Annotated in this window: 22 protein-coding genes and 2 tRNA genes; 14 read left to right on the top strand and 10 right to left on the bottom strand. The window is 67.3% G+C overall.

The annotated features are described in order from the left end of the window. Positions 1-48 precede the first annotated feature (48 nt). Positions 49-798: a precorrin-6A synthase (deacetylating) gene (gene cobF, locus BZB76_RS31410; RefSeq protein WP_121438066.1), complete on the top strand. Its 750-nt coding sequence runs from the start codon at positions 49-51 to the stop codon at positions 796-798. 359 nt (positions 799-1,157) lie between these two features. On the opposite strand, the gene htpG is transcribed toward cobF, so the two are convergent. Both htpG and BZB76_RS31400 read right to left on the bottom strand, forming a co-directional pair. Next, positions 1,158-3,038, bottom strand: coding sequence for a molecular chaperone HtpG (htpG, locus tag BZB76_RS31405; protein WP_121438065.1), 1,881 nt, complete (start codon positions 3,036-3,038; stop codon positions 1,158-1,160). Positions 3,039-3,228: 190 nt separating this feature from the next. Beyond that, positions 3,229-4,026, bottom strand: coding sequence for a class I SAM-dependent methyltransferase (locus tag BZB76_RS31400; protein WP_121438064.1), 798 nt, complete (start codon positions 4,024-4,026; stop codon positions 3,229-3,231). Between the two features lie 1,253 nt (positions 4,027-5,279). On the opposite strand from BZB76_RS31400, the gene BZB76_RS31395 reads away from it, so the two are divergent. From BZB76_RS31395 to BZB76_RS31365, 7 genes are all read left to right on the top strand, one after another. Beyond that, positions 5,280-5,621 (top strand): hypothetical protein, encoded by a 342-nt coding sequence (locus BZB76_RS31395; RefSeq protein ID WP_121438063.1) that lies wholly within the window; start codon positions 5,280-5,282, stop codon positions 5,619-5,621. Positions 5,622-6,643: 1,022 nt separating this feature from the next. After that, a complete protein-coding gene (locus BZB76_RS31390) occupies positions 6,644-7,342 on the top strand; it encodes a glutamate ABC transporter substrate-binding protein (protein WP_246007338.1) in 699 nt (232 codons plus the stop codon). A 28-nt stretch (positions 7,343-7,370) separates the two neighbouring features. Beyond that, positions 7,371-8,006: a hypothetical protein gene (locus BZB76_RS31385; protein WP_121438061.1), complete on the top strand. Its 636-nt coding sequence runs from the start codon at positions 7,371-7,373 to the stop codon at positions 8,004-8,006. 15 nt (positions 8,007-8,021) lie between these two features. Beyond that, positions 8,022-9,059 carry an XRE family transcriptional regulator gene (locus BZB76_RS31380; protein ID WP_246007337.1) on the top strand — a complete coding sequence of 346 codons (1,038 nt, stop codon included), beginning with the start codon at positions 8,022-8,024 and terminating at the stop codon, positions 9,057-9,059. A 161-nt stretch (positions 9,060-9,220) separates the two neighbouring features. Then, the gene (locus tag BZB76_RS31375) at positions 9,221-10,087 is read left to right on the top strand and encodes a helix-turn-helix domain-containing protein (protein WP_246007336.1); all 867 of its coding nucleotides are present in this window, start codon (positions 9,221-9,223) and stop codon (positions 10,085-10,087) included. Positions 10,088-10,213: 126 nt separating this feature from the next. Then, positions 10,214-10,831, top strand: coding sequence for an alpha-ketoglutarate-dependent dioxygenase AlkB (locus BZB76_RS31370; protein WP_121438347.1), 618 nt, complete (start codon positions 10,214-10,216; stop codon positions 10,829-10,831). Next, a complete protein-coding gene (locus BZB76_RS31365) occupies positions 10,758-11,540 on the top strand; it encodes a maleylpyruvate isomerase family mycothiol-dependent enzyme (protein WP_121438058.1) in 783 nt (260 codons plus the stop codon). The genes BZB76_RS31370 and BZB76_RS31365 overlap by 74 nt, the downstream gene beginning before the upstream one ends. Positions 11,541-12,433: 893 nt before the next feature. Here the strand turns inward: BZB76_RS31365 and BZB76_RS31360 are convergent. Further along, on the bottom strand, positions 12,434-12,613 hold the full coding sequence (locus BZB76_RS31360) for a DUF397 domain-containing protein (protein WP_211343292.1): 180 nt from the start codon (positions 12,611-12,613) through the stop codon (positions 12,434-12,436). A 290-nt stretch (positions 12,614-12,903) separates the two neighbouring features. Further along, entirely contained in the window at positions 12,904-13,776 is an 873-nt protein-coding gene (locus BZB76_RS31355; protein WP_121438056.1) for a helix-turn-helix domain-containing protein, read from the bottom strand. Between the two features lie 842 nt (positions 13,777-14,618). On the opposite strand from BZB76_RS31355, the gene BZB76_RS31350 reads away from it, so the two are divergent. Continuing rightward, entirely contained in the window at positions 14,619-16,001 is a 1,383-nt protein-coding gene (locus BZB76_RS31350; protein WP_121438055.1) for a cyclic nucleotide-binding domain-containing protein, read from the top strand. Positions 16,002-16,037: 36 nt separating this feature from the next. On the opposite strand, the gene BZB76_RS31345 is transcribed toward BZB76_RS31350, so the two are convergent. Next, the gene (locus BZB76_RS31345; RefSeq protein WP_121438054.1) at positions 16,038-17,357 is read right to left on the bottom strand and encodes a sensor histidine kinase; all 1,320 of its coding nucleotides are present in this window, start codon (positions 17,355-17,357) and stop codon (positions 16,038-16,040) included. 180 nt (positions 17,358-17,537) lie between these two features. Between BZB76_RS31345 and BZB76_RS31340 the strand changes: the two genes are divergently transcribed. Beyond that, the gene (locus BZB76_RS31340; protein WP_121438053.1) at positions 17,538-18,431 is read left to right on the top strand and encodes a LysR family transcriptional regulator; all 894 of its coding nucleotides are present in this window, start codon (positions 17,538-17,540) and stop codon (positions 18,429-18,431) included. Here the strand turns inward: BZB76_RS31340 and BZB76_RS31335 are convergent. Further along, complete coding sequence (locus BZB76_RS31335) at positions 18,420-19,310, bottom strand: glycerophosphodiester phosphodiesterase (RefSeq protein ID WP_121438346.1); 891 nt, start codon at positions 19,308-19,310, stop codon at positions 18,420-18,422. The genes BZB76_RS31340 and BZB76_RS31335 overlap by 12 nt on opposite strands. A gap of 115 nt (positions 19,311-19,425) precedes the next feature. Then, positions 19,426-20,826, bottom strand: coding sequence for an amino acid permease (locus BZB76_RS31330; protein ID WP_281273933.1), 1,401 nt, complete (start codon positions 20,824-20,826; stop codon positions 19,426-19,428). Positions 20,827-21,038: 212 nt separating this feature from the next. Here BZB76_RS31330 and BZB76_RS31325 point away from each other — a divergent pair. Together BZB76_RS31325 and BZB76_RS31320 are read left to right on the top strand one after the other, a co-directional pair. Then, positions 21,039-21,113 (top strand) — tRNA-Asp (locus tag BZB76_RS31325). A gap of 26 nt (positions 21,114-21,139) precedes the next feature. Next, positions 21,140-21,213, top strand: a tRNA-Phe gene (locus BZB76_RS31320). A gap of 76 nt (positions 21,214-21,289) precedes the next feature. Here BZB76_RS31320 and BZB76_RS31315 read toward each other — a convergent pair. The 3 genes from BZB76_RS31315 to BZB76_RS31305 all read right to left on the bottom strand — a co-directional run bounded on the left by BZB76_RS31315 (position 21,290) and on the right by BZB76_RS31305 (position 24,121). Further along, positions 21,290-21,679: a tyrosine-type recombinase/integrase gene (locus tag BZB76_RS31315; RefSeq protein ID WP_246007358.1), complete on the bottom strand. Its 390-nt coding sequence runs from the start codon at positions 21,677-21,679 to the stop codon at positions 21,290-21,292. A gap of 383 nt (positions 21,680-22,062) precedes the next feature. Then, on the bottom strand, positions 22,063-22,629 hold the full coding sequence (locus BZB76_RS31310) for a GNAT family N-acetyltransferase (RefSeq protein WP_121438052.1): 567 nt from the start codon (positions 22,627-22,629) through the stop codon (positions 22,063-22,065). 10 nt (positions 22,630-22,639) lie between these two features. Further along, complete coding sequence (locus BZB76_RS31305; RefSeq protein ID WP_211343291.1) at positions 22,640-24,121, bottom strand: NsdA family TPR-like regulatory protein; 1,482 nt, start codon at positions 24,119-24,121, stop codon at positions 22,640-22,642. Positions 24,122-24,681: 560 nt separating this feature from the next. On the opposite strand from BZB76_RS31305, the gene BZB76_RS31300 reads away from it, so the two are divergent. Together BZB76_RS31300 and BZB76_RS31295 are read left to right on the top strand one after the other, a co-directional pair. Next, complete coding sequence (locus BZB76_RS31300; RefSeq protein WP_121438051.1) at positions 24,682-24,894, top strand: hypothetical protein; 213 nt, start codon at positions 24,682-24,684, stop codon at positions 24,892-24,894. A 77-nt stretch (positions 24,895-24,971) separates the two neighbouring features. Then, positions 24,972-25,199: a hypothetical protein gene (locus BZB76_RS31295; RefSeq protein WP_147449617.1), complete on the top strand. Its 228-nt coding sequence runs from the start codon at positions 24,972-24,974 to the stop codon at positions 25,197-25,199. Positions 25,200-25,343: the final 144 nt, after the last annotated feature.

Below are 25,343 nucleotides of genomic sequence, written 5' to 3'. Positions count from 1 at the left end.
AAATGCGACGACAAGCCTATAGCAGTAGGACCTGGCACACTGAGCCAGGTGAAGCGGCTTCTGATCATCGGAATCGGCGCGGGCGACCCCGACCATCTCACCTTCCAGGGCGCCAAGGCGATCGCCGCCGCCGACGTCTTCCTCCTCGTCGACAAGGGCGAGGCGAAGGACGACCTGACCCGGCTGCGGCGCGACCTCATCGCCGCACACGGCCGCGAGCCCTACCGGATCGTCGAGGCCCGCGACCCGGAACGCGACCGCACCGCCCCCGCGTACACGGCCGCCGTCGAGAACTGGCGGTCACGCCGCGCCGACATCTACGAGTCCTTCGTCACCGACGAACTCGCCGACGGGCAGACGGGCGCGCTGCTGGTCTGGGGCGACCCCGGCGTCTACGACAGCACGCTCGCCGCCCTGGACGAGATCGACGCCGAGTTCGAGTACGACGTCATCCCCGGCATCAGCAGCATCTCCGCGCTCACCGCCCGCCACCGCGTCACCCTCACCCGCGTCGGCCGTCCCGTCCACCTCACGACGGGCCGCCGCCTCGCCGCCGAGGGCCCCACCGGCGACGACGTCCTCGTCATGCTGGACGCCGCCTGCTCCTTCGCCGGCACCGCCGACGACTTCCACATCTACTGGGGCGCCTACCTCGGCACCCCCGACGAGATCCTCATCTCGGGCCCGGTCACGGAGGTCGCCGACCGGATCCGCGCCGTCCGCGCCGAGGCCCGCGCCCGCAAGGGCTGGATCATGGACACCTATCTCCTCCGCCGTACTAATTGCAGGCTGTACTAATCGCAGGCCAGGCCCACTCCGCTCGCCTGGCGGCTCGCTACGTGACCTGTCCTGGAGCGAACGCGACATCGCTTCGCGATCCACCCGGCTCCGCTCGCCTCCGGCGTCGCTCCACCGGGCGGGTAACGCGTTCGCGCGCGGGCTGAGGCACGCCGATAACGGGCCTGGCACTTGCCGAAGTTCACCAGGATGAGGGCGGCCTTGTGGGTGCCCCGGAGCTTCTTCTTGCGCTTCACGCTGACAGCGGCGCTGGGTGTTTCGAGGGACTCGACACCCCCGGGCCATGGGGTACGTCCACAGAGGCGTGTCCAGCCATGGCCCGGCGGGGGCGCCGAGCTACCTGAAAAGCACGTCCTTCGTCAGGTCTCCTCCGTCAGGGCGACGAGAAGCTCGTTGAGATGGGTGGCGAAGGACGCCGGGTCTTCGACGCGCGCCCCCATGGTGAGGACGGCCTGGTTGAACAGCACATGGGCCCAGTCGCCGAGCCGCGGATCGTCGGGGCGCGCGTTCAGCCGCCGGATCAGCGGATGCCCCGGGTTGATCTCCAGGACCGGCTGGTTCGGCAGCCCGGTCCCCCGCAGACGCTGCACCAGGTTGAAGTCGGTGTCGGGCTCGGCGGCGATGATGCAGGCGGGCGAGGTCGTCAACCGGTTGGTGACGCGGACGTCCCATGCCTTCCCGTCGAGAAGCTCCTTCAGCTTGGCGGTCAGGTCGGCGTGCGCCTCGGTGGCCTCCTCGATGGCCTGCTTCCCGTCCTCGTCCTCCAGGTCACCGAAGTCCGGCGGGGCGCCCTGCGCCACCGACTGCAGGCGGTGACCGTCGATCTCCTGCACCAGGCCGCCTACGACCCAGTTGTCCACGGCCTCGCTGAGCAGCAGCACCTCAATGCCCTTCTCGCGGAACGCCTCCAGGTGCGGGCTCGCGGTGGCGGCGGCGAAGGACGGGGCGAGCAGATAGTAGATCTTGTCCTGGCCGTCCTTCATCCGGCCGATGTAGTCGCGGAACGACACGTCCGCGTTCTCGGTAGTGGAATGCGTGGACGTGAAGCGCAGCAGCTCCGTGAGCTCCTCACGGTTGGAGTAGTCCTCGGCGACGCCCTCTTTCAGGACGGTGCCGAACTCCTTCCAGAAGACCGCGTACTTCTCCGGCTCCTTCTCGGCCAGATCCTTCAGAAGCTTCAGCACCTTCTTGGTGGCGCTGGCGCGGATGTGCTCCACGGCCAGACTGCTCTGCAGGATCTCGCGGGAGACGTTCAGCGGAAGGTCGCTCGAATCGATGATTCCGGTGACGAACCGCAGGTAGTCGGGGAGGAGTTGACCGTCGTCCTCCATGATGAAGACCCGCTGGACGTGCAGGCGCACCTTCCGGCGGAACTCCCTGGCCCAGAGGTCGTACGGCGCGTGGGACGGGACGAAGAGCAGCAGCGTGTACTCGTAGCGTCCTTCCACCTTGGCGTGCAGATGGGTCAACGGCTCGGAGAAGTCACCGGTGATGTGCCGGTAGTAGTCGTGGTAGTCCTTCTCCGTCAGTTCGCTCTTGGGACGGCGCCACAGTGCCGAGGCCTCATTGACCGCGCTTTCGCCGTCCCCCTCGTCGGACGGCATCAGAATCGGCACGCCGATGTGGTCGGAGTACCTCTGCACGATCGAACGCAGCCGGAATCCGTTGAGCAGGTCGTCCTCGCCCTCGCGAAGATGCAGGACGATCGTGGTACCGGGCTCCGCGCGCTCAGCGGGCTCCAAGGTGAACTCACCGGCCCCGTCGGACTCCCACCGCACGGCCTCGTCGGCGGCCAGCCCTGCCCTGCGCGTGGTGAGCACGACCCGCTCGGCGACCACGAACGCGGAGTAGAAGCCCACACCGAACTCACCGATGAGGTTCGCGTCGGCCCGCTCGTCCCCGCTCAGTCCCCGCAGGAACTCCTTCGTCCCCGACTTGGCGATGGTGCCGATGTTCTTGACGACCTCGTCGCGACTCATCCCGATCCCGTTGTCGGCGACGGTGATGGTCCTCGCGTCCTTGTCGTACCCGACCCGGATCCAGGGCTTCTCGGCGTTCTCCTCCGCCCTCTGCTGCGAGAACCGCTCGAACCTCAACCGGTCGATGGCGTCCGAGGCATTGGAGACCAGTTCACGAAGGAAGATCTCCTTGTTGCTGTAGAGCGAATTGGCCATGAGGTTCAGCAGCTGCGTCACCTCGGCCTGGAAGCCGAACCGCTCCTGGTCCGCCTTGAGGTCCACAGAAGATCCCTCCTGTCCATGGGGATCCCGCACCACGGCCGCCGGGATCCCGACCTGAGCACGATGCCCGGCCTCCGCGCACGCCGACCGGGCCCGTCCACTCTAAACAAATCCGCCCGGCTCCGGCGCGACATACCCGCATGTGGACGCACGACGTCTGCGACCAATCGCCGCCAATGACCGGAATCGCTCAGTCCACCCGCCCGCGTGTGGAGTGCGTGACGCGGATCTTGGATTGACCGTGCGGAAGTTCCTCCCAGTCGTCCATGAACCGGGCCGTGAATCCGTGCTTCTCGGCGAGCGCGATCAGGGTCTCGGTGCGGTAGTAGAAGTCCTCCCGCAGGACATGGTGTTCGGGGCCCTCGGTCCGGTCGAAGGTGAAGTCGAAGAAGCCGTCGGGCGCAAGGACACGACCCACGTTCGCAAGGCATTCGTCGATGACGTCGAGGGGCGAGTGGCTGAAAACGCTGTGCGCGTGCACGACGGAGAAGTATTCGGACGGGAGGAACCGCAACTTCAGGTCGTTGACGAGGGTCAGGTGCGGCAGTTTCTCCCGCAGATCCTGCTGGACGAGGGTGTTCTGCGCGGCGAGCAGAATGTCGGGCGAGATGTCGATGCCGTAGTAGTTCCCGGCGTCGAGGTGGTCGATGAACCGCCATCCGGCCCGCAGGTTGCCGCATCCGATCTCCAGAAGCCGGTCATCGGGCTTCAGACCGTGTTTGAGCAGGTAGTCGAACTGCATCTGGCCGAGCGCGAGCCAGCGTTCATGACTACGGCTCCCGACCGCGGCCTCCGGACTCTTGGCCGCGTCGGACCGCATCACGGCCCGGTAGTAGGCGACGTGGTCACGGCTGGACAGCCGGATCCGCAGATCCCTGGCCACCCTGCCCACATACGGTTTGATCTTGTCCGGGTTCTTGGCCGCGTACCGCAGTTTGTAGGCCAGACTCGCGCGATTTCTCCGTGTCGATGGGAGCCGTTCGGTCATTGGGATCGTCCCCTAAGGTGCACTTCGGAAAGCAATGTCCAGTGCCAGAAGGGCCATGATGGCACACCCGGGCAAGCCCTACCCCGATCATCATCAAATAAGCTCAGGACCGGACTCGTCCGGAAGTACGGCGGTTTGCTCCAGAATGTCGACTGTGACGGAGAGTGCCCCCACACAGCCCGAATGACCCACCTCCCCGACAAACACGAACGGACAATCCCACAACGCAGTCACTCCCACATACGGCCCACACAAATTGGAACGGTCACATCCAACGATGCACAGGCGACCAACCAGACTCTGCCTTGATTTGTTCGGCATCAGCCACCACGACAGTCGCATCTAACCAGCGCCGATCCCAGCCATAGGCGTCCTCAACGAGCCCCCCCGACTCCTGACCAAGAGCCGCAGCCCACGCGAAGACACCCGCGACAAGCCCTGCCAACGCTGACGAGCCCACCCCACAACCACGAACCCGACAGTGCGCACGCCAGCATCCACCACAGCCCACTTCCCCGCGCCCAAGCCCGATCCACGTCTCCGGCACACCTTCCAAACCGAGCATGACGCGGGCACCGCAACCAGCATCGTCCTCCCACTCGCCGAAGCCGCCGCCGCTTCACATCCCCGCCGCTCACCTGATTCCGGCAGCACGAACGGCCACCACCGCTAGGCCCGGTTGGCCGCACCCGGGCCCCGCCGCCATCGTCCAGCGAGTCCCGGGCGGCACCGCCAAGACACCTCCCGCCCGGAACGCCGTCGCCAAGGCTTCGACCGACACGGTCCGCTACCCGGCGCGGACGCATCCCGGCCACCCCCACCGCCTACCAATCGATGAGCGCCACGACAAACGTCTCAACCCGCCCGAGCGCGACGACACAAAAGGCACATCACACACATTTCCAAGAGCCCACATTAGCCCCATACCACGACATTTCACGATACCGCCAACTATCCCACCTCAGGACGCGAGATCACCACAGACAAGAAAGACCTCCAACCACCACCCAACGCCCATTGTTCACCGACCTCGACAACGATCACACTAGCTGTCACCTGCGCAAAGACAACTACGTCCGCGCACCTTACGATCAGCGATCTACTCGCGCAAACGACGAACAACCACCGAAACAAATGTGGCCGATATCGGCCACATTGAAGCAACCGATCTCCACCGAGTCTCACCATTGATGTGTGAGTAGTTCACCGGACGACTGATCATTATCAGCCGTCCCACAAGCGAATTGGAGTTGATGTTCGTGGTGGAAACCGCGAGCGAGGAGATCTCCGCCCAGAGCACCGAGGTCGAAGGGCCGGAGGGCGAGGGCTCGTGGCTGGGGCGTGGGGTCGCCCTGTTCACGCCCGTGTTCGCCGTCGCGGCCGGGTGGCTGGCCGGGGTGGTGGCCGAGTACGTCCCGGGAGCGAAGCTCGACGAGACTCAGGTGACCACCTTCATGGTGGCGGCCAGCACCGCGGCCCTGGGCGCCGGATGGAAATGGCTCCAGGGCTGGCAGGAGCACGAGAAGGCAGTCGCCGAAGGCAAGACCGCACCCGTGAAGAGCAGCCGCCAGCGCAACACCCGCGCGAAACGCTGACGGCCCCGCCCCACACACCCACGACACCGCGCGATCCCGCCGGACACGCACAGCAAGAGCCTCCCACCCTCCATAACGCCGCGCCCCGGCCGTCGCCGACGGCAAGTTCCCGCCTGGGAAGAGCAGCCGTAGGCGCCGCCCTCGCGCGGAACGCTGATCGCCCTGGCGTCTCGCACCACGCGCCCACGGCGCGACGCGATCCTCGTCGCACACGCCCAACAAGGGCTTCACGCCCCCGAAACGCCGCGCCCCGGGCCGCCGCCGACGGCAAGGCCGCTTCTGTGAGGAGCGGCCGTCCGCGCAACACCCGCGCGAAACGCTGAGCGCTCCGACGCCCCGCACCGTGCGCCCACAGCGCGGCACCCTCCTCACCGCACACGCCTAACAAGGGCGCCTTACGCCTCTTCGCAACGCCGCGCCCCGCAGATCGCCGACGACAAAGGCCGAACCCGTGACAGGCAGCCGTCCGCGCAACACCCGCGCGAAACGCTGAGCGCTCCGACGCCCCGCACCGTGCGCCCACAGCGCGGCACCCTCCTCACCGCACACGCCTAACAAGGGCGCCTTACGCCTCTTCGCAACGCCGCGCCCCGCAGATCGCCGACGACAAAGGCCGAACCCGTGACAGGCAGCCGTCGGCGCAACGACCGCGTGGATCGCTGAGCGACCGGACGTCTCGCACCACAAGTCCACGGCGCGGTGCGGTCCTCGGCGCAAGGCGCGCAGCCAGGGGCTCGGGGATTTCGGGACGCCGTGGCATGGTGACGTGTCGCGGAGAGTCGGGGGGGTGCGGAGGCGGAGGTCCTCGTGGGCGGTGCGTGGTCGCTTGGTCTCGTTGGTCCGTGGTTGGGCCGTGCGTGGGCTTCATGTGGTGGCAAGAAGGTGATCAATTGGTGTTCATCTGCTGATTTGGGCGGCGGGATACGTATGGCGATGTGCGTGCTGTTCTTGCCGTGGTGTTAGCGGGAGTGCTGGCGGGGTGCGGGGTTGCTCGGGCTTCCGTTTCCGATAATGACGTCATCGTGGTCGGGGTGAAGGCCGACCAGCCGGGGCTCGGGCTGCGGGAAGGGGGCGTCTTTCGCGGGTTCGAGGTGGACGTGGGGACGTACATCGCCCGGCATCTCGGTGCGTCCCGGGTGACGTTTCGGGAGGTCAGGTCCGACGATCGGGAGCAGAAGCTGGACGCGCACGAGGTCGATCTCGTGCTCGCCTCGTACTCGATCACTCCGGACAGGGCGCGGCACGTGACGTTCGGTGGTCCCTACTACGTGGCGCACCAGGACATCATGGTGCGGCGCGGGCAGGCGGGAATCCGAGGTGTGCGCGACCTGGCGGGGCGGTGGATGTGTCAGGCGAGCGGGTCGGTTTCCACCGAACGGGTGATCACGGAGTTGAGTGTCCCGGCGAAGCTCGTTCCCGGCTCTTCGTACAGCGATTGTGTGGAGAAACTGCGGCGGGGTGTCGTCGACGCGGTTTCCACCGGGGATCTCGTGCTGGCCGGTTTCGCGGCGCGAGATCTGGAGATCGTGAACGCGCCGTTCACCGACGAGCGGTACGGGGTCGGGATGCGCAAGGGCGACATCGACGGGTGCGAGGTGGTGAACCGGGCCATCACGACGATGTTCCAGGACGGGACGGCCGGTCGCCTGCTGCGCAAATGGTTCGGGGCCAGCGGGCTCAGGCTCGTCGAAGAGGTACCGCAGTTCGAGGGCTGCTCGTAATGTCGGTCCGGCTGTTTAGAGTGGGCGCGTGGCTGAGGACAGGGTCGCTTGGGACGAGCTTCTGGCAGCGGGCTTCCTGCATGCCCTGCGGGAGGCCCACCGAGACGCGACGCTGGCCGTTCTGGGTTCTTTGAGCCGGGCGGCGGGCTTCACGGAACGCTCGTACGGGGTCAGCTCGTTCGACGTGCTGGCCACGCGGATCGACCGCGCCTTCGAGGACGAGCCTCAGGTCGTCCGGGACGATCTCAACGGTTCCCCGGGGTGGCGCTACGGTCCGTACCGAATTCTGCTGAAGCGGCACGAGTTCGGCAACGTGCACGGCATTCGCTGGGATCGTGACAGCCCCACCAAGCAGGCCGTCGCGCGGCAGGGTTACGTCGAGGATCCGCAGCTGGAGCTGCCGCTCGGCATCCAGCGCGACACGCCCGGGGTCGTGACGTTGGTGCTCGCGCACAGCGCCACCGACGAGCCGCTGGAATTGGAGCTGTTCCTGGGTCGCCCCAGGTGGAACGCCGACGGCGGTACCGCCTGGCATTGGGTGAAGGAGCTGGACGACACCCTCGGACCCGATCCACGTCGTAAGCTCGTCGAGCGGACGATGCCGCTGTGGGACGACCATGAGGACGTCCCGGTGCGGCTCCGTGGGGAGACGAAATCGGCCTAGCAAGAGGTGGCGCGGGTGCTGTTCGACTGCGAGCGGCTGACACTCGCCCGGCGGCTCAGGGGATTGCGTAAGAACCAGGTCGCGCAGGCCGTCGGAACGACACCGAAGGCGATCGGACGGTACGAGGCCGGGGTGCAGGCGCCCGAGGAGCCGATGGTACGGCGCCTGGCGATCGCCCTGGGGGTGCCCGTCGAGTTCTTCCAGGGCGGGCGGAGTCCCGTGTCGCTGGACGGTGCCCATTTCCGGTCGTTGCGGTCGACCAGCCAGATCGAGCGTGACCAAGCCCTGGCCTACGGGCGGATCGCCACCGACGTGGTCGCCGCGCTGGAGGACCTTGTCGACTTCCCCGAGGTCGACCTCCCGGAGTATGTGGTGTCGCCGGACGAGATCGCCGGAAACGGTCCGGTCGAGGCGGCCCGTGTCGCGCGGAAGGCCCTGCTGGGTGAGCCGGGCCCGGTACCGCACGTGGTCAGGCTCCTGGAAGGGCACGGTGTGATCGTGCTCGTGCTGCCGGACGCGGCGGAGCGGGTCGACGCGTTCAGTGTCGGCGTCCATCCACGGCCCATGGTCTTCTTCAATCCGGCCAAGGGCGACTACTGGCGGAACCGTTTCGACGGCGCCCACGAGCTGGGGCATCTGGTGATGCACGCCGACGCCGAACCCGGGGAGAAGATCGTCGAGGATCAGGCGAACAGGTTCGCGGCCGAGTTTCTGATGCCGGAGGAGGACATCGGCGGCGAACTACCGCAGACCGCCGACTGGGACCGGCTGGCCGAGCTGAAGGCGACCTGGGGCGTCAGCATGGCGGCCCTGCTCTACCGGGCCCGCACCCTGCGGATCATGAATGAGACCGTTTACCGGAACGCGATGAGCGCGCTGAGTTCACGAGGCTGGCGGCGGCGTGAACCGGGATTCCCGAAGCCGCTGGAACAGCCGACGATGCTGCTGCGGGCCATCGAGATCGTCGCCACGGCGGGCACGGACCGTGACCGGGTCGCCGAGCGGGCCCGGGTGACGAGAGCCGATCTGGATCTTCTGGTGCGCGGTCGGTGACACCGTGGTGGAACGATCCCTCCTGCGAGTTCAACCAGGATCATGCGATTTGCACGGTCGGCTGGTAGTTACATATCTCTGACCGAAGGTTGCCTGCGCGTCCGTCATGGCGTGTGAGACCCTCCCAGAGTTGTCGCGACGTTCGAGGTGCTGGAGATCTAGTGCTTGATCATCGGCAGACCGGTCCGACCGCGTTGCGCATGCAGATCGGCGCGCGCCTGCGGCGGCTGCGAGAGGAGAAGGGAATCGGACGCGCGGAGGCCGGGGCGGCGATCCGCGGATCGGCGTCCAAAATGTGCCGTCTCGAACTCGGTCGGCACGGTTTCAAGGTCCGCGACGTCCTGGACCTGCTCGACCTGTACGGCCTCGACGACGAGGCCGAGCGTGAGAGCTTCATCGAACTCGTCCAGGAGGCGAAGCGGCCGGGCTGGTGGCAGAGCTACGGCGACGTGGTACCGGGCTGGTTCGAGCAGTACGTCGGATTAGAGCAGTCGGCGACGACGATCCGCGCATACGAGGTGCAGTACGTCCCGGGGCTCCTGCAAACGTTCGACTACGCGCGGGCCGTCATCGGGCTGGAGCATTACGACGCGGCCTATGACGGGCTCGACCGGCGGCTCAAGGTACGGATGGCCCGGCAGGACGTCCTTCGCCGTCCCGTCTCCCCCCTCAGGTTCTGGGCGGTGATCGATGAGGCGGCGCTACGCAGACCCATCGGCGGAACGGCGACGATGCGCGCCCAGATCGAGCATCTGATCACCGTGTCGGAGCACATGCCGAACGTGAAGGTGCAGCTCCTGCCGTTCGCCGCGGGCGGCCATCTCGCACTGGGCGGGCCGATCACGATCGTCCGGTTCGCCGAGCACGACCTGGACGACGTCGTCTACCTCGAACAACTGACCGGCGCCCGCTATCCGGAGGGGAAGGAGGCCGACCGCTACAAAGAGATCATGGACTCCCTGGCCATCCGCGCCGCCTCCCCGGCCCGCACCCTCGTCCTCCTCAAGGAGATGCTGAAGGACTTCTGACGCGCGGGCTCGTGCGAGCAGCCCCCTGAACCACGACACCGTCCGCCGCATGTTCGCGACCCGACCACGCTCGTCGGGCAGCCGATGATCGAACACATGTTTGACATCGCCGAATACAGTGGAGGCATGTTTCAGGCTTCGCTGCTGGACGACACGGACGAGAGCGGCCCGCGTCCACTGAGTTCGGCGCGACGGACGCGACTGGCGCACGGTGCCTGGATAGACGTCCTGCCCGGCTGGCTTCCCGCCGCGGACGCGTTGTTCGAGCGGCTGCTCACGTCCGTCCCGTGGCGTGCCGAGCGCCGCCACATGTACGACCGGGTCGTGGACGTGCCGCGCCTGCTCGCCTTCTACACCGAGGGGGACGAACTACCCGATCCCGTCCTGGACACCGCCAAGGCCGCCCTCGACACCCACTACGCCGACGAACTCGGGGAGCCGTTCCGCACCGCCGGTCTGTGTTTGTACCGGGACGGCCGCGACAGCGTCGCCTGGCACGGAGACCGGATCGGCCGCGGCGCCACGCACGACACGATGGTCGCGATCCTCTCGGTCGGAACACCGCGGAGCCTGCTGCTGCGTCCCCGCGGAGGCGGCCGGACGATCCGTCACGAACTCGGACACGGCGACCTTATTGTGATGGGCGGAAGCTGCCAACGAACATGGGAGCATGCCATCCCGAAGACCACCCGCGTCGCCGGACCCCGGATCAGCGTCCAGTTCCGGCCCCGCGGCGTCCGCTGACCCGTTACTCCCCCGCACGACCCCGGTCGAGCCGCTCGCCTCCATCACCGCCGCGACGCGATCTCTCCTCGCCACCGCGGCGCGACTCAACGACGGCGACGTCCGCGGCCCGTCGCTCCTCCCCGGCTGGACGCGCGGCCATGTCCTCACCCACATAGCGCGGAACGCCGACGGCGGCACCCGCCTGCTCACCTGGGCCCGCACGGGCGTCGAGGCCGCCGAGTACCCGAGCCTGGACGCCCGCGCCGCCGAGATCGAAGCCGGTGCCGGACGTTCCGCCGCGGCACTCCTGGCGGACGTGCGCAACAGCGCTCAACGGTTCGCCGACGCCTACACGCTGATGCCCGACGAGGCATGGGAGCACGTCGTCCAATGGACGTCGGGCGCACGCCATCCCGCCGCCCGCGCTTCCGACTCCCGCCTCACCGAGGTCCTCGTCCACCATGTCGACCTCGACGCGGGTTTCCTGCCCCGCCACTGGCCCGCCGCGTTCACCACGCGCACGCTCGGCGGCGTCGTCGCGTCCTTCGCGCGCCGGGACGACGCGCCCCACCTGCGGTTGCGCGCCACCGACACGGCCCGCGAGTTCGGCGACGGCGACACCCTCGTCTCGGGAACGGAGGCGTCCCTACTCGCCTGGCTGATGGGCCGCTCCGACGGAAACGACCTCACCGGAGCCAACGGCACCCCCCTCCCATTCCTCTACTGACGCCCCTTCGCCGCCCAACCACTTCCCAACAGCGCTCTATACGACACCAGAGCGCGCGGTAACACAGCGCAGACGCCGACACCGCAACGCCGCCCACAGCGGCGAGGCGGGGGCAGGTTCCGCACGCATCACCCTCCCTGACGACGACGCCCCTTCGCCGCCTCGCCGCCCAACCCTCTGGCGGCAGCGCCCGTGCAACGCCAGGGAGCGCGGCGGCGCGGCGCGGGCGTCGCGGCCCCGCTTCGCGGACGCCATCACCGCAGCGCCACCTGCGGTAGCGGGGCGCGCTGCACGCGGCCCGGTTCGTGTGGGGGCAGGTTCCGCGCGCATCACCAGGCGGTCCCGCTACTGACGACCAGCCCGTCGACGCCTCGCCGTCCAACCGTCTGCCGACAGCGCCCGTACGGGGACAGGAAGCGCGGGCGCGGGTGTCGTAGAGCCGGTTCGCGGACGCCATCACCGCAGCGCCACCTGCGGTAGCGGGACGCGCTGCACGCGGTCCGGTGCGGGCGGTCCGGTGCGGGCGGTCCGGTGCGCGTGGTCCGGTGCGCGTGGTCCGGTGCGCGTGGTCCGGTGCGCGTGGTCCGGTGCGGGCGGGGCCGGTTTCGTGTCGCAGGGGATGGCGGCGTTTCTTTGCTGATCATGAACGGTGCCGGATGCGGGTTCGTGGGTGGCGGTCGTGCCGGGGCGACTTGGTGGAGTGCGGGCCCGGCCCGACCGCCGACCGTCGACACATCTGGGGTTCCGTCGAGAGGACGGGGGCGAACAGAGGCGGTTCAGGATTCCCTTACGGGGCACCTCTCAGCGTTATGTCAGGAGTAGCCAGTCAAGCCTTCCGACAATCACCATGCTCGACAATTTTCGAGTGCGGGCGCAAAAAAGAGTCACGCGACTCAACACCCGTCGAGATCCCCGCTTCGGACGGCGTTCAGCAGTGCATTCCACTGAACGGAATCAAGGGTGAGGACGCCGGCGGCATGGTCCCGCGAGTCGCGGACCAGCACCGAGGAGCCCAGCGTCGCCACCTCCACACAATCGCTGTCTTCACTATGGCTGGCCTTGCGCCAGTTCAACGTCGTTCCGTGAAGCGATCGGTACACCATCCCAGCAACCCTCCATCCATTGCCGGGCGGGTGCCGTCTCCTTCGACCGAGCCGACGAGAACACCCGCCCGGGCGAGCACCAAGCAGGGCACGGCAAACCACGACCTTGTGGATTAATTCCCGATCACGAGTGTAAACGGTTCGAGTTACCTCGACTACAAGGGAACACAAGATCACGCTGCGTGCTATGAAGGCCACTCGCCTTGTGGGTGCTTCGCTGCGGCCGTCACCTCCGGTCCGGTCGAGTCGCGGGGCTGGGGTCAGGCCATGAGGTCCTCGGCCGCCTGCCGGAGCAGGGCGATCGACTCGTCGGGCGACAGTGACTGTTCCAGGAGGAGTTCGAACGTGTCGCGGTATTCGTGGATCCTGACGTCGTCACCGGTGACCATCAGGCTGGCGCCCACCCGACGCTCCAGATAAAGGATGTCGTCCAAATCGCCCTCGAACTCCAGAAGGCTGAACGGGCCTTCGAGGCCCCGGTGCGCGCCCTCCTTAAACGGGATGATCCTGACCGTCAGCAGATCGCTGGCCTCGGCGGTGTCGGCGATGTGGTGCAGCTGGTTGGGCATGATCGCCGGATCGACCTTGATGCCCACATGGCGTCGGATGACGGCCTCGTCGATGATGCAGTGCTGGCGCGGGGGATTGCGCCGCTTGGCGAGTTCCTGCTGCCGCTCGACGCGCAGCTTCGCCGCCATCACCCTGCCGTGCTCGGACGCCCGCCCCGTGGCGAGCACTTGGGCGTATTCGGGCGTCTGGATCAGCCCCGGGACGACCGTCCCGTGAAACTGCCGGATGTAGGACGCGCCCGCCGAGTAGCCCACGTAGTTCAGGAAGCTGGGGTCGAACTCGCCCTTGTACTTGTTCCACCAGGCGGGCTCGCGCGCGCCGCGGGCCAGCGACTGCAGCCGCTCCTGGTGTGCCTCGTCGGTGACGCCGTACACGGTGAGCAGGGCCTGCAAGTCCGTCCGGGTGATGGCGTTCTTACCGCCCTCCACCCGGATCAGCTTCGACGGCGACCATTCGAGCTGCCCGGCGACCTGCTCCTGGGTCAGCCCCTTCTCCTTGCGCAGACGGACGAGCTCGGCGCGCAGCAGTGCTCCCTGGACGACGGGCCCCTGATCACTGGTCATCTCAATCGCTCACTCTATGTAGTGGGTGCTACCAGCCTGCATGCAACCTGTCGGCCCGTTACATGGCACGGTACGTCCCGCCATCGCGCTACCTGACGCGGCCCGGCAAACCTGCCCCCGAGGGCCGGACCCCGTCATACCACCCGAAACTCCGTGTTGAAGCTTCCAGACTGCTGCATACCCGTAGACTATGTTGTAATGTGCTAGGTAGCAAAGTAGCAGACGCTAACTTGCGAGCGGACATGTTGCCACCTACGCACCGAGGTCGAAGTTGACACAGGGTGAGGGCCGGGCCGGAACGCGCACACTCCGTCCCAGCACTCCCCACCGGTGGCGGAAACGCAACGAACACCGCCGAACCATAAGGAAACGGACACACGCCCACGGGGAGGACGCCACGAAGTACAGAAATCTCGGCATCGACAGAAAAGGAAATAGAGCCGCCCGCCGCCTTCCACCGACCACCGGTTGCGAGCCAAGACGATCGAGGGAAAGCGGAGAGCGACTCCTCGAGACCGCGTAAGACCGTACCGGCCGGTTACGCCGGGGATGCTGCGAGGAACACAGGAAGATCCCCGTTGACCTGCCAAAACGTTCTGTGCGGACTCACCCAGTCTAACCGCGATCATGCGGTTCGGGCTATAGGTGAACGCGACTTCGGCCGAACGGACGACACGACGCCAAGCAATCCCAGGTAGGTGGACGGACGGCAGCCGAAGAAGTGCTTCGGGACTTGGGGTTCTCGATATGTCAAGCCATGAATTTCTCCCCCCGACCATTGACATCCATCACCCCACACGACCACCACTCGCCGTCCCGTCGAGCGACAGCGGGGTGCGTTGATGGACAGATACACCCGCCGGCACGACCCGGACCAGATCGTCCCGTCCGAGACCGGCCACGGAAACTTCGTCCGGCAGGTGCACACCGACCCCGGCAAGTTCGAGGCCGCCGACGCCGAGGACCCGCGCCTCCTCGTCGCCGCCCCGACCGCGGCGGCCCTGCCGCCCCTCCGGCAGGGTTTCTGGGGCGCACTCACCGAGGACGAGCGGAACGACCTGCTCGCCCACGTCGAGGAGGTCGTCTACCCGGTCGGCACCGTGCTGTGGTTCGAGGGCCAGGCCGCCGACCATGCCGTCGTCGTCCGGTCCGGCTCGATCAGGGTCTCGGTGAACCGCGACGGCCACGAGCGGATCATCGCGTTCCGCGGCCCCGGCGACATCGTCGGTGAACGCGCCGCCCTGCTGCTGCGCCGCCGGTCGGCGACCATCGTCGCGATGGAGACCGTCCACGGCCTGCGGATGAGCACCCAGCAGTTCGTCGCCTACCTCAGCGACCATCCGCGCGTGGTCGCCATCATGGAACACGAGGTGTACCACCGGCTGACCGAGCAGATGGCCGTCGCGCCCCCACGAGCCGAGCCGTACCGGCCCGCGGCATCGCCCTTTCAACACGCCGGTCAGGCGTACGCGACCGGTTCGATGCCGATCCCGCGAACCGATCACGCGACCAACGGCGGCCTGGCCTCCGTGGTTCCGTCAGGCGATTCGACCGTGCCGGCGGCCCGCCTCCCCCCGGAGGAGGAGCCGACACGGCCCATGGTGACCGGCCCGCCCACACCCGCGAGCCCGTCATGGGCGGGTCAGAACTGCACGATCGTCTACACCGACATCGCGGGCTTCAGCGCCCCCCACCGCAACGACCGTGACCGCCTCGCCATGCGCCGCGCCATGTACGCCCTGCTCCAGGAGGCGTTCGAGGTGTCGGCCGTGCCCTGGCACGCCTGCCATATCGAGGACCGCGGCGACGGCGCGCTGATCGTCGTCCCGCCCGAGGTGCCGACCGCCGCCGTCATCGACCCCATGATCGCCTCGCTGGCCGTGCGGCTGCGTCACCACAACGAGCGGTCGAACTGCGCGGCCCGCATCCAGCTCAGGGTCGCGGTGCATGTCGGGCCCGTGATGCCCGACCCGCCCGGCGTGTCCGGTTGGGCGCTGATCCGCACCGCCCGGCTCCTGGACGCCCGTCCGCTCAAGGACCGCCTCGCCGCGACCGGCGCCGACCTCGGCTTCATCGCGTCGACCTTCGTCTACGAATCCGTCATCGCCCACGGCCCCGGGCACGTGAACCCCGCCGAGTACGAGCCCATCAGCTGCACGGTGAAGAAACTCAGGATCGAGGGTTGGGTCCACCTTCGTGGCGTCCCGGCCCAGTCCGCCGTCTGACCCGAAGTACCGCGTGTCCACCCCCACGCGGGCACTTCACCCCCTCGGCTCCGCGGTCCGCTCCCTGGGAATCCGGAGGACGAAACGGGCACCCTTGGCGCTGTCCTCGATGGTCAGCGTCCCGTCGTGAAGCCGGGCGATCTCGCGGGCGATGGGAAGGCCGAGCCCGGTACCCGCGGCGTCGCGGGTCTTGCCGGCCCGCAACCGGGCGAAACGCTGGAACACCAGGTCACGGTCCTGCTCGGCGATACCCTCACCGTCGTCGAGAACCTCCAAGACGGCAGTCGCGCCGTCCAGGCGGACGATGATGTCGATCCTGCTGTCGGCGTGCCTTTCTGCGTTGTCGAGAAGGTTCGTGAGCAGCCGGGCGAGCCGGAGCCGATCACCGAGCACCGTCACCCCGTCCTGGATGTGCGGAACGACCCGCTTCGTACGCTGTGACCTCGCGAGCTCGATGGTGACCAGCGCGCCCAGGTCGATCAGCTCGGTGTCCTGCCACGCGGCGGCGTCCAGGCGCGCGAGCTGCAGCAGGTCCGTCACGATCGCCTGGAGACGTTCGAGGCTCTGCAGGACGTTCCGTGCCGTCGTCGGCCAGTCGACCTCGTCCGTGCGCAACAGGGCCTCCTCGATCTGGGCGCGCGCCGCGGCGATGGGGCTGCGCAGGTCATGGGACGCGTCGGATGTGAAACCACGCTGCCGCGCCAGGGCCGTGTCGAGACGGTCGAGGGTCGCGTTGGCCGCCTCCGCGAGCCGTCTGATCTCGTCCTGGTTCTCCGGAACCGTCACCCGGCGCCCCGACTCGCCGGCGGTGATCTCCGTCAGCTCGGCGCGGATCGCCTCCACCGGGGCGAGCGTCTGGTCGACCGTCCCCCACGTCCGCAGGCACACCAGGAAGACCAGGAGCAACGCCACGGAGACCAACAACATGAGCAGGCCGGGAGTGACATACCAGGGGATGGTCGGCGTCGCCGCATAGACGATCCGGTCTCCGTACGGCTGGGAGACGCGAAACGCGACCACCCACATGCAACGGTCCAGCCCCCGCGGCGGACAGAGCACCTTGGCGCGGTAGATGTTCGCCTCAACCGGGCGGAACCGGGCGATCGGCGGCCCGCTCAACGCTCGGTTGCTCGCGATCACTCCGCCCCGACCGTCCACGAGTTGCAGGACGACACCGTCCGGCGCGGAGAGTTCCCCCCGAACCGGATTACGACCGACCTCGTAGGCGACGCGCAGCGCCGCGGACGTGGCCTGGTTGCGTTTGTAGTCCTCGGTGCGCCCCCGCACCCCGAAAATGATCAAGATGATCAGGACGACACAGATCAGGGCGGCGACCGTCCCGGCCATCACGGTCATCCGCACCCGTATGGACCATGTGCGCCGTCCGTTCACCCGACCTCCCGCAGGTGAGGTAATCACCGCCCAGATCGAAATCAGTCCTCCGAACGGCAGCGCGGCACCCAAGAGACACCAAAGAAATGGTGAGCCTGGCAGAAGCCCCGACGCTGGACAAACGCACTGTTAGCATCGCTGCTTATGGAGCTGCGCCAGCTTGAATACTTTGTGGCGGTAACGGAGGAGGCGGGTTTCACCAAGGCGGCGGCACGGCTGCATGTGGCGCAGCCGGGCGTCAGCGCCCAGATCAGACAGTTGGAGCGCGAGCTGGGGCAGCCGCTGTTCGACCGGTCGGGACGGACCGTCCGGCTGACGGAGGCCGGCAAGGCCGTCCTCCCCTACGCGCGGGCGGCGCTCGCGGCCGTCGAAGGCGCGCGCCTGGCGGTGGACGAGCTGACGGGCCTGCTCCGCGGACGTGTCACGATCGGCACCATCGACTGGATCCGCTCCCTCGACCTGCCCGGCATACTCGCCGCCTTCCACCATGACCATCCGAACGTGGAGATCACGGTCGTCCAGGAGAAGACCGCCACCCTGACGGACGGCCTACGGGACGGACGCGTCGACCTCGCGTTCCTCAGCCTCGGCGCCGAACCACCCGACGGCCTCACGACCCGCGTCGTCATCGAACAGAGCCTCTACGCCGCCGTCGGCCACGACCATCCACTCGCCCGCCGTTCCTCGGTCACGCTGCGCGCCCTCGCCGACCAGGACCTCATCTGCCTGCCGAAGGGCACCGGCCTCCGCGCCGTCCTCGACGACGCCTGCGCCGACTCGGGCCTCCGCCCGCGCATCGCGTTCGAGGCCGGCGACCCGCCCGTCCTGGCACAGCTCGCCGCACACGGCCTCGGCGTCGCCGTCCTGCCCGAATCCGCCGCCCGAGCCCGACCGGACGACCTACACCCGATGCCGATCGTCCGCCCCCGCCTCAGCGGACGAATCGCCCTCGCCTGGCGGACCGAGGGCCCACGCAGTCCCGCCGCACGCGCCCTGATCGCCCACACCCGCGACCGCCTGCCCAGATCAGGCGGCTGAACCTGGCGCGGCGGTCTCCTTCAGCACGCGGTTCAGCACGTCCGGCTTGTTGGTGATGATTCCGTCCACCCCGAGCCGGATGGCCCTTCTCATGTCGCCACTGTTGTTTATCGTCCAGGTAAGGACGTCCATGCGAGCCGCATGAACCTGCTTCACATAAGCCGCAGACAGCCCACGCCACGGCGGATTGATCTCGTCCGCATAAGAGGCGAACCACGGCAACTCCTCGGCCTTCGGAGTCCCCAGCAGCCCGATCGGCACCTGCGGCAGCACGGAGTGGAACCGCCGCATGGACCGCCAGTCGAACGACTGCACAGCGAGACGTCGCTCATTCCGCAGCCAGGACGGTGAACGCCGCAGTGCCCCGGCGACGCGTTTCTCGATGCCCGGATACAGCCTCGGACTCTTGATCTCCACCAGAAGCCCGACGCCCCGTCCCTCCAGGGCGCTCAGCGTCTGTCCCAGCGTCGGCACCCGCTCGCCCCGGTACTTCTTCCCGAACCACGCCCCGGCGTCCAGCCTCCTGATCTCGGCGAGCGTGAAGTCCGAAACCTCCCAGGGCGCCCGCTTCGGATACATCTCCTCCACGTTCGTCGTCCGGGCGAGCGTGGTGTCATGCATGAGCACGAGCTCGTGGTCCTTCGACTCCTGGACGTCGACCTCAACGACATCGGCACGCTGCGACACCGCGAGCTTGAACGCCGCGATCGTGTTCTCCGGCGCGTACGCGGAGGCCCCCCGATGCGCGACGTTCGCGACCCGAGCCTTACCACTGGCCAGCCGCACCGAGACTGGAACGACCTCCGCCGCCGCGGACGGCACCGGAAGGATCAAAGAAGCAGTCAGGACGAGGAGAACGAAACGATTCCGTCGGTGCATCTTCACCTCTTGGAAGCCGGGACCTGTCCACCCCCACCCTCGAACCGTCCGATGACACCAAAGTAACGAGTCAGTAGCTGACCGTGTACACTCAGTGACAACACATAACGGCGACTCAAACGCTGGAACTCCCCGCCTCCACGGCCACCTCCGCACCGGAAACGTCCTGCGAACCACGCCGCACGATCCCCCACCCGGCCACAACCACCCCGGCCCAAGCCGCCATGACGTACAACGCGATCCGGGTATCGGCCTCCCACGCGATCGTCACCGTGACAAACCCAAAGAACGCCAGCACGCCCCAGTTCGTGTACGGCGCCCACGGCATCCGATATGACGCCTTCGCGCCGACCTTCCGCCGGTAAACCATGTGCGCCACCAAAATGACCGTCCACACCGCGAGCGCCCCACCGGTCGACACCGACGTGATGTACATGAACGCCTTCTCCGGGACGACCGCGTTGACCACGACCCCGACCCCCATGACCACGGCCGAGATGACCACGGTCAGCACGGGCACCCCCCGACCGCTCAACCGCGCCAGCACCTTCGGCCCATCTCCGTTCACACCGGCCGTCCGCAACATCCGGGACGTCGAGTACAAACCACCCGCGTTGCAGGACGACAACGCCGCCGTGAGCACCACGAAGTTCACGATGTCCGCGCCGCCCGGGATGCCGATCCTGTCGAACGCCAACACGAACGGGCTGGCACCACCCTTGAACGCCGTCCACGGCACCACCGAGAGGATCACCACCAACGACCCCAGATAGAACAGCGCGAACCGCACCGGCAGAGCATTGATCGCCCGCGGAATATTGCGCTCCGGATCCTTGGCCTCGCCAGCCGTCACACCGACCAGCTCAACCCCCAGATAGGCGAACATCACCATCTGCAGCGTCATGATCGTGGCGCCGTACCCCTCGGGAAAGATCCCCCCGTGCCCCCACAAATTCCCGACCCGCGCGGTCTCCCCCGCATCCCCGAACCCGAAGGCCAACACCCCGAGCCCCACCAGGATCATCATCACGATCGCCGCGACCTTGATCATGGCGAACCAGAACTCCAGCTCACCGAAGATCTTCACCGAGATCAGGTTCACCACGAACAGGACCACCAGCGCCACCAGCGCCGTCTGCCACTGCTCGACCCCCGGCCACCACGTCTGGATGTACGTCCCGGCCGCGGTCAACTCCGCCATGCCGGTCGTGACCCAGATGATCCAGTACGTCCAGGTCGTGGCGTAACCCCAGAACGGCCCCAGAAACTCCCGGGCATACCCGGCGAACCCACCCTCCGCCGTCCGATACGTCAACAACTCCCCGAGCGCCCGCATGACCAGGAACAACGCCACCCCCGCGACCGCGTACATCAAGATCAGACTCGGCCCCGCCTTGGCGATGTTCTCCCCCGCCCCGAGGAACAACCCGGTACCGATCGTCCCGCCGATCGCCAACATCTGAATCTGACGAGTCCCCAGCCCTCGCTGATACCCCTCCGGGAGCTTCGCGACCACACGCCCTCCATCACCTCAGAACCGCCCCACCGGACGGCACCAGGAAGCCCCACGCCCCCCGAAACCACCCCGCCCCGCATCCCCCACCGACTTGATCTTGCCCCCTCCACCCCACCCATAACGAGTTGGCGCCCACCTCGGCCATCGCGTATGCTCTCGGACGTCGCCAAGCGCCACGCAACCCTCCGAAGCCGCTAGGCTCGGAGCAGCAAGGTCCTGTGGAGCAGCTAGGAGTGCTCGCCACCCTGTCAAGGTGGAGGCCGCGGGTTCAAATCCCGTCAGGACCGCCCCGACGTGCTACCAAACACGTCCCGGGCAGGTAGCTCAGTCGGTACGAGCGTCCGCCTGAAAAGCGGAAGGTCGGCGGTTCGACCCCGCCCCTGCCCACACTTCTGACCAGCCAAAAGGCCCGGAACCAATCGCGGTTCCGGGCCTTTTGACGGCAACCCTGACGGCAACGTCCTCAGCCGAGCGCATCCCCCAGCTTCCGCAGCGCCGCCCGCTTGTCGTCGAGCGAAGTGTGAGCGTAAATCGTCATGGTGACCTCGATGTCACTGTGCCCGACGATCTCCCGGACGACGTTCGGCGCGATGCCCAGATGAAGCAGCAGCGAGACGCAGGTGTGCCGCATGTCGTGGAACCGCATCGACCCCAGTCCCGCAGCCGCCCGGACGCGTCCCCAGCTACGGCGTAGGTTGTCCGGCTCCATAGGCGTACCCCGCCGGGACGGAAAGACCAGGCCGTTGTCCTCCCAGTCTTTCCATGCGTCCGCCCGTTCGGCCGCTACCGCCCTGACATAAGGCGCGGAACGGAGACAGGCCAGGTGTGGTGCGAGAGGACGCTCCTCCCGCACCACACCGTCCTCCGTAGCGCTCACCGCCGTGTCCGGAGAACGGTCCGCGGTCCCAAGCCCGGTGAGAATCGTTTGCACAAGGTTCGAAGCCCTTGGGAGACGAGGACGGACCGAATGCGATCTACGTGGGGGCGGCGGATTCTGCGGCCCTGGCTTCGACCGCCGGGCGGAAAGGGCTCGTGGCCGTGTCGATCCGGGCGCGACGTCGCCCGGCCGCCAGCCGGTCGGCGTGAAAGATCTTTAGGTTGCGTTCTCCAGGCTGAGACTGATCACCCTCCCTGACGACGCCACCAGGGATGCGCTTCCGAACTACGGCAAGGGGGCCGTGGGTTGAGTCGCGGCCAGCAGGGCGAGATGCGTTGTTTCTCTGGGAAAGATCTCCCCTACCGGCTGCTGCAGTTGGCGCGCCACTCATCCTCAAGGATGGAATGAACCACTGAGTCACGCCACGCTCCACGTACACGAAGATGTCCGCGGATCCGGCCCTCCTCGGTCATGCCGAGCTTGGTCATCAGCCTTGCGGACGTGGAGTTGTCAGGGCTGCGGGCACCCCAGATCCGGTGCAAGCCAAGGTCCTCAAAACCAAGCCGGAGTAGCAGCCGGACCGTCTCGGCACCGAGGCCCTTGCCCCACCGGTCGGCGCGCAAAGCAAACCCCACCTGCGCGCTTGACTGGCCTGGATGCTGGGCGTCCACTGCCAGTCGCGCAAATCCGATCACCTCGTCGACCGCCGACTCCACCACCGCGAGCGAGTACTCGACCCGCGGCTCCTTTCTAGCCGCATCGATCACGTGGGAAAGTGTCGCGGCGACCTGGTCGCGGCTGCGCGGCTCAAACGAGAGATGTTCGACGACGACCGGGTCGCCGTACACCGCCAAGACCGCGTCGACATCTTCGACCCGGAACTCACGCAGAGCCCCTCCGTTGCCCGTGACCGATACGGGATACATGGCCAGGAGGCTAGCGCCCGGGCGGAAGCGCCGCAGCCGCTGGGGTTCGTGTGTACGCTTCGATCTCCTGCTGAAGGCTCATCGCAGCAGGTCCCTGGAGCCGAGGCTCCCGGAGAATGCGATGCACCCGCCTGACGCTGGCGACGATCCCTTCGATTCTTTGGTCGACCGGAAGATCCAGCACATCCTCCAGAGCGTCCGCAGCGCCCTCAACATCGCTTTGGGCGGCGCGAGCCAGCGCCAGGTCCGTGCGAGCCCCTGCCTCGTCGCTGAACGACTGGTCGACGTCTGCAGCTCGTTGGTAGGCGTCGATTGCGGCCTCCGCCTGCTGAGCGGCATGCTCCTCCGCGCCCGGAAGCCAGATCGAGGCGTCAGCGGCGTAGTACAGCTGCCGGGGAGTTGGGAACGTCATGATGCCGCCGAGCTCGTCCAACTCGTCGCGTCCGGCGGCTTCGCGCGCTTCCTTGGCCCGTTGGATCGCCGCGCGGCACCGTTCGGCATTTCCGAGCAGTCCCCAAGCGCGCGCCTCCTGCGCAGGCAGCCACACTGAGGCGGTGCCGGAGGCGGCTGCTGCGGACTCCGCGCCCTGCTCGGCGTACCGAACGGCGTCGTTCGGCCGACTCGCCCAGTAGGAGATCATCGACCGGAGTCCCGCAGTCCACGCTTTCAATCCATCGTGACCGATGTTGTCAGCACAAATGAACGCCGTCCGCGCCTGCGTCAGGGCCGAATGCGGATCTCCCAGGTCGTGACTCGCCTTGGCCAGCATGCCCGAAAGGACTCCAGCCAGCAGGTACAGCTCCGCAGTGTGGCGTGGGCGTTGCCGGCCTTCCAGCAACCCGAAAGTGACCTCCTGCAGCTCGGCAAGTTCACCGAGCAGTTCCGGCAATGGCCGTTGCGGGTAGGCGCTCGCCACTCGTGCGACGTCGTCGCGAAGCTGATCGATGCCCTCCGGGCCGACGTTGCAGCTTTCGGCGTCGGTACCGAACCGCATGGCTCTACGTGCCGCCATCAGAACCTGCCTTTCCAATCGGGCTTCCACCTGCGGACATTGCCGAGGGGGTACCGACAACCCGAACTGGCCGGTGTCGGCATGAGTCTTGGGAGGAGAAGTGATGCTGCACCTGATCAGGACATCCCGTTCTTGTGGCTCCATGTGGTCTAAGGCCTCTGGAGCCAGGAGCCGTAACGGCAATACCTCGAAAATAGTGGCGAACGTGATGATCTGGGTTGCCAGCGGTGCTCGGCCGCCAGGCCCGGGAAACGCTTCCAGCCGCGACAAGAGTGGCTGATCCATGAAGACTCCAGGCGATGCCTCACTGAACCGTTCCACCAGTTCCGGCTGGGAAAGTCCTGCTGCCAACCGATACGCGGCGAGCATTGACACCCTCGCCCGCATCCGGATCTCGGATGCGATCTCACTGGAGTCACGTCCCTGTTGGACCATTTGCTTGCGCAGTCGGCCAATGTCGCGCCTGTTCCACGCACTCACCAGCGCCTCCCTGATGTGGCCTCATGGCCAGGGTCGCCCGCCGCGACCAGTCGCGGCAACTACACATTTCGGGCGGCCGCGCTCGCCGCGACATATAAAGTGGGCCGACTCTCGCGAATCCGCAGGTCAGCGAGCTAGAGCCCTACATGAAAAGTATGTCCCCAGCCCTAGTGACTCCCGGTGCGATGACGCGTTCACTAACTCCACGTCATCAGTTACCGCGTCCCGGTACGGAGGCCGTCATGAGCGACACCGGAGCCCGAAGGGCTGAGCCAGCCGCACAGCCAACTCTCACGCCCGCCATCCCGGTGGGTGCCCCAGCTCTGCCGTCACGGGCGCTTGCTCGTCGCCTCGAAGGCCGCGACTCGACATGCGACCTCGTCGACGATGGCGCCGACACCGAGTTGCGACTTCAACCGAAGCACGCCGACGGTGCCTCAGAGCGACCGTCCCCGCATCTGAACTGGTGCACGGCAGCGAGCCTCCGCCAGCCCTGCTCGCCCAAGAGGGCTTGGTTGAGACTGTCGCCGACTTGGCAGCCATGTCGGGCGACGCCACCCATGACCGCGGCGGCGGAGACACTGCGACCTGCCGAATGTCCGCCGCCGCACGCCGCCTCACCCCGACAGGTCAGAAACCTCCACATCACGGCCAGCCAGGCCCCGCCCCCCACACCTTCTACCGGCATCAAGGCCCACATCGGGGACGTCGCGCACGCGATCAAGCGCGTCATCACCGCCAAGGGGAACGGCCAGGGCATCACCGCCCGCTAGTCATGAGCGACAACTCTCAGCGCCCCACTTCCAGGCCCACCATGGGTCCGACCTGCGGCCAGTACGGGAGAGAACAGGTGCCGGAACGGTCCGATCTCGACCCCGAGCTCGACTCCAGAGAGCTGGAGCGTCTTGCGTTGGCCGAGCTCGTCCGGCTGCGCGAGGTGTTCAACCGGCCGTCTGGCGGTCAGTGGGCCATCCTGTATGACCCGTTCAGGCAGCGCTGGATCGCGGTCCGCGGGAAGTCCGGATGGGAGTCTGCTGGGACACCGGCCGCGCTGGAGAAGCTCATCGACCGCGCCTAGCGGCCACTGGTAGCCGCGATTGAGCGGTTCGATCCCGGCGGGCCGCCCTTTCTGACTGGCCCAGCCAGCTACACGTTCAGCTCATCGTCCCTACTGAGCCCCTCCCTGCGGAGGAGCCGCATGCCTCGATTCGGCGATCTACCC

The sequence above is a fragment of the Actinomadura pelletieri DSM 43383 genome, from assembly GCF_003634705.1.
Classification (GTDB): Bacteria; Actinomycetota; Actinomycetes; order Streptosporangiales; family Streptosporangiaceae; genus Spirillospora; species Spirillospora pelletieri.
Note: the sequence above shows the minus strand (reverse complement) of the source record. Positions and strands in the feature narration are given on the sequence as shown.

Coding starts and splice junctions, on each gene's coding strand:
- BZB76_RS31400 (WP_121438064.1), bottom strand. CDS start 4,026: ATGACCGAACGGCTCCCATCGACACGGAGAAATCGCGCGAGTCTGGCC.
- BZB76_RS31395 (WP_121438063.1), top strand. CDS start 5,280: ATGTTCGTGGTGGAAACCGCGAGCGAGGAGATCTCCGCCCAGAGCACC.
- BZB76_RS31370 (WP_121438347.1), top strand. CDS start 10,214: ATGTTTCAGGCTTCGCTGCTGGACGACACGGACGAGAGCGGCCCGCGT.
- BZB76_RS31365 (WP_121438058.1), top strand. CDS start 10,758: ATGCCATCCCGAAGACCACCCGCGTCGCCGGACCCCGGATCAGCGTCC.
- BZB76_RS31355 (WP_121438056.1), bottom strand. CDS start 13,776: ATGACCAGTGATCAGGGGCCCGTCGTCCAGGGAGCACTGCTGCGCGCC.
- BZB76_RS31350 (WP_121438055.1), top strand. CDS start 14,619: ATGGACAGATACACCCGCCGGCACGACCCGGACCAGATCGTCCCGTCC.
- BZB76_RS31345 (WP_121438054.1), bottom strand. CDS start 17,357: ATGACCGTGATGGCCGGGACGGTCGCCGCCCTGATCTGTGTCGTCCTG.
- BZB76_RS31340 (WP_121438053.1), top strand. CDS start 17,538: ATGGAGCTGCGCCAGCTTGAATACTTTGTGGCGGTAACGGAGGAGGCG.
- BZB76_RS31335 (WP_121438346.1), bottom strand. CDS start 19,310: ATGCACCGACGGAATCGTTTCGTTCTCCTCGTCCTGACTGCTTCTTTG.
- BZB76_RS31310 (WP_121438052.1), bottom strand. CDS start 22,629: ATGTATCCCGTATCGGTCACGGGCAACGGAGGGGCTCTGCGTGAGTTC.
- BZB76_RS31300 (WP_121438051.1), top strand. CDS start 24,682: ATGACCGCGGCGGCGGAGACACTGCGACCTGCCGAATGTCCGCCGCCG.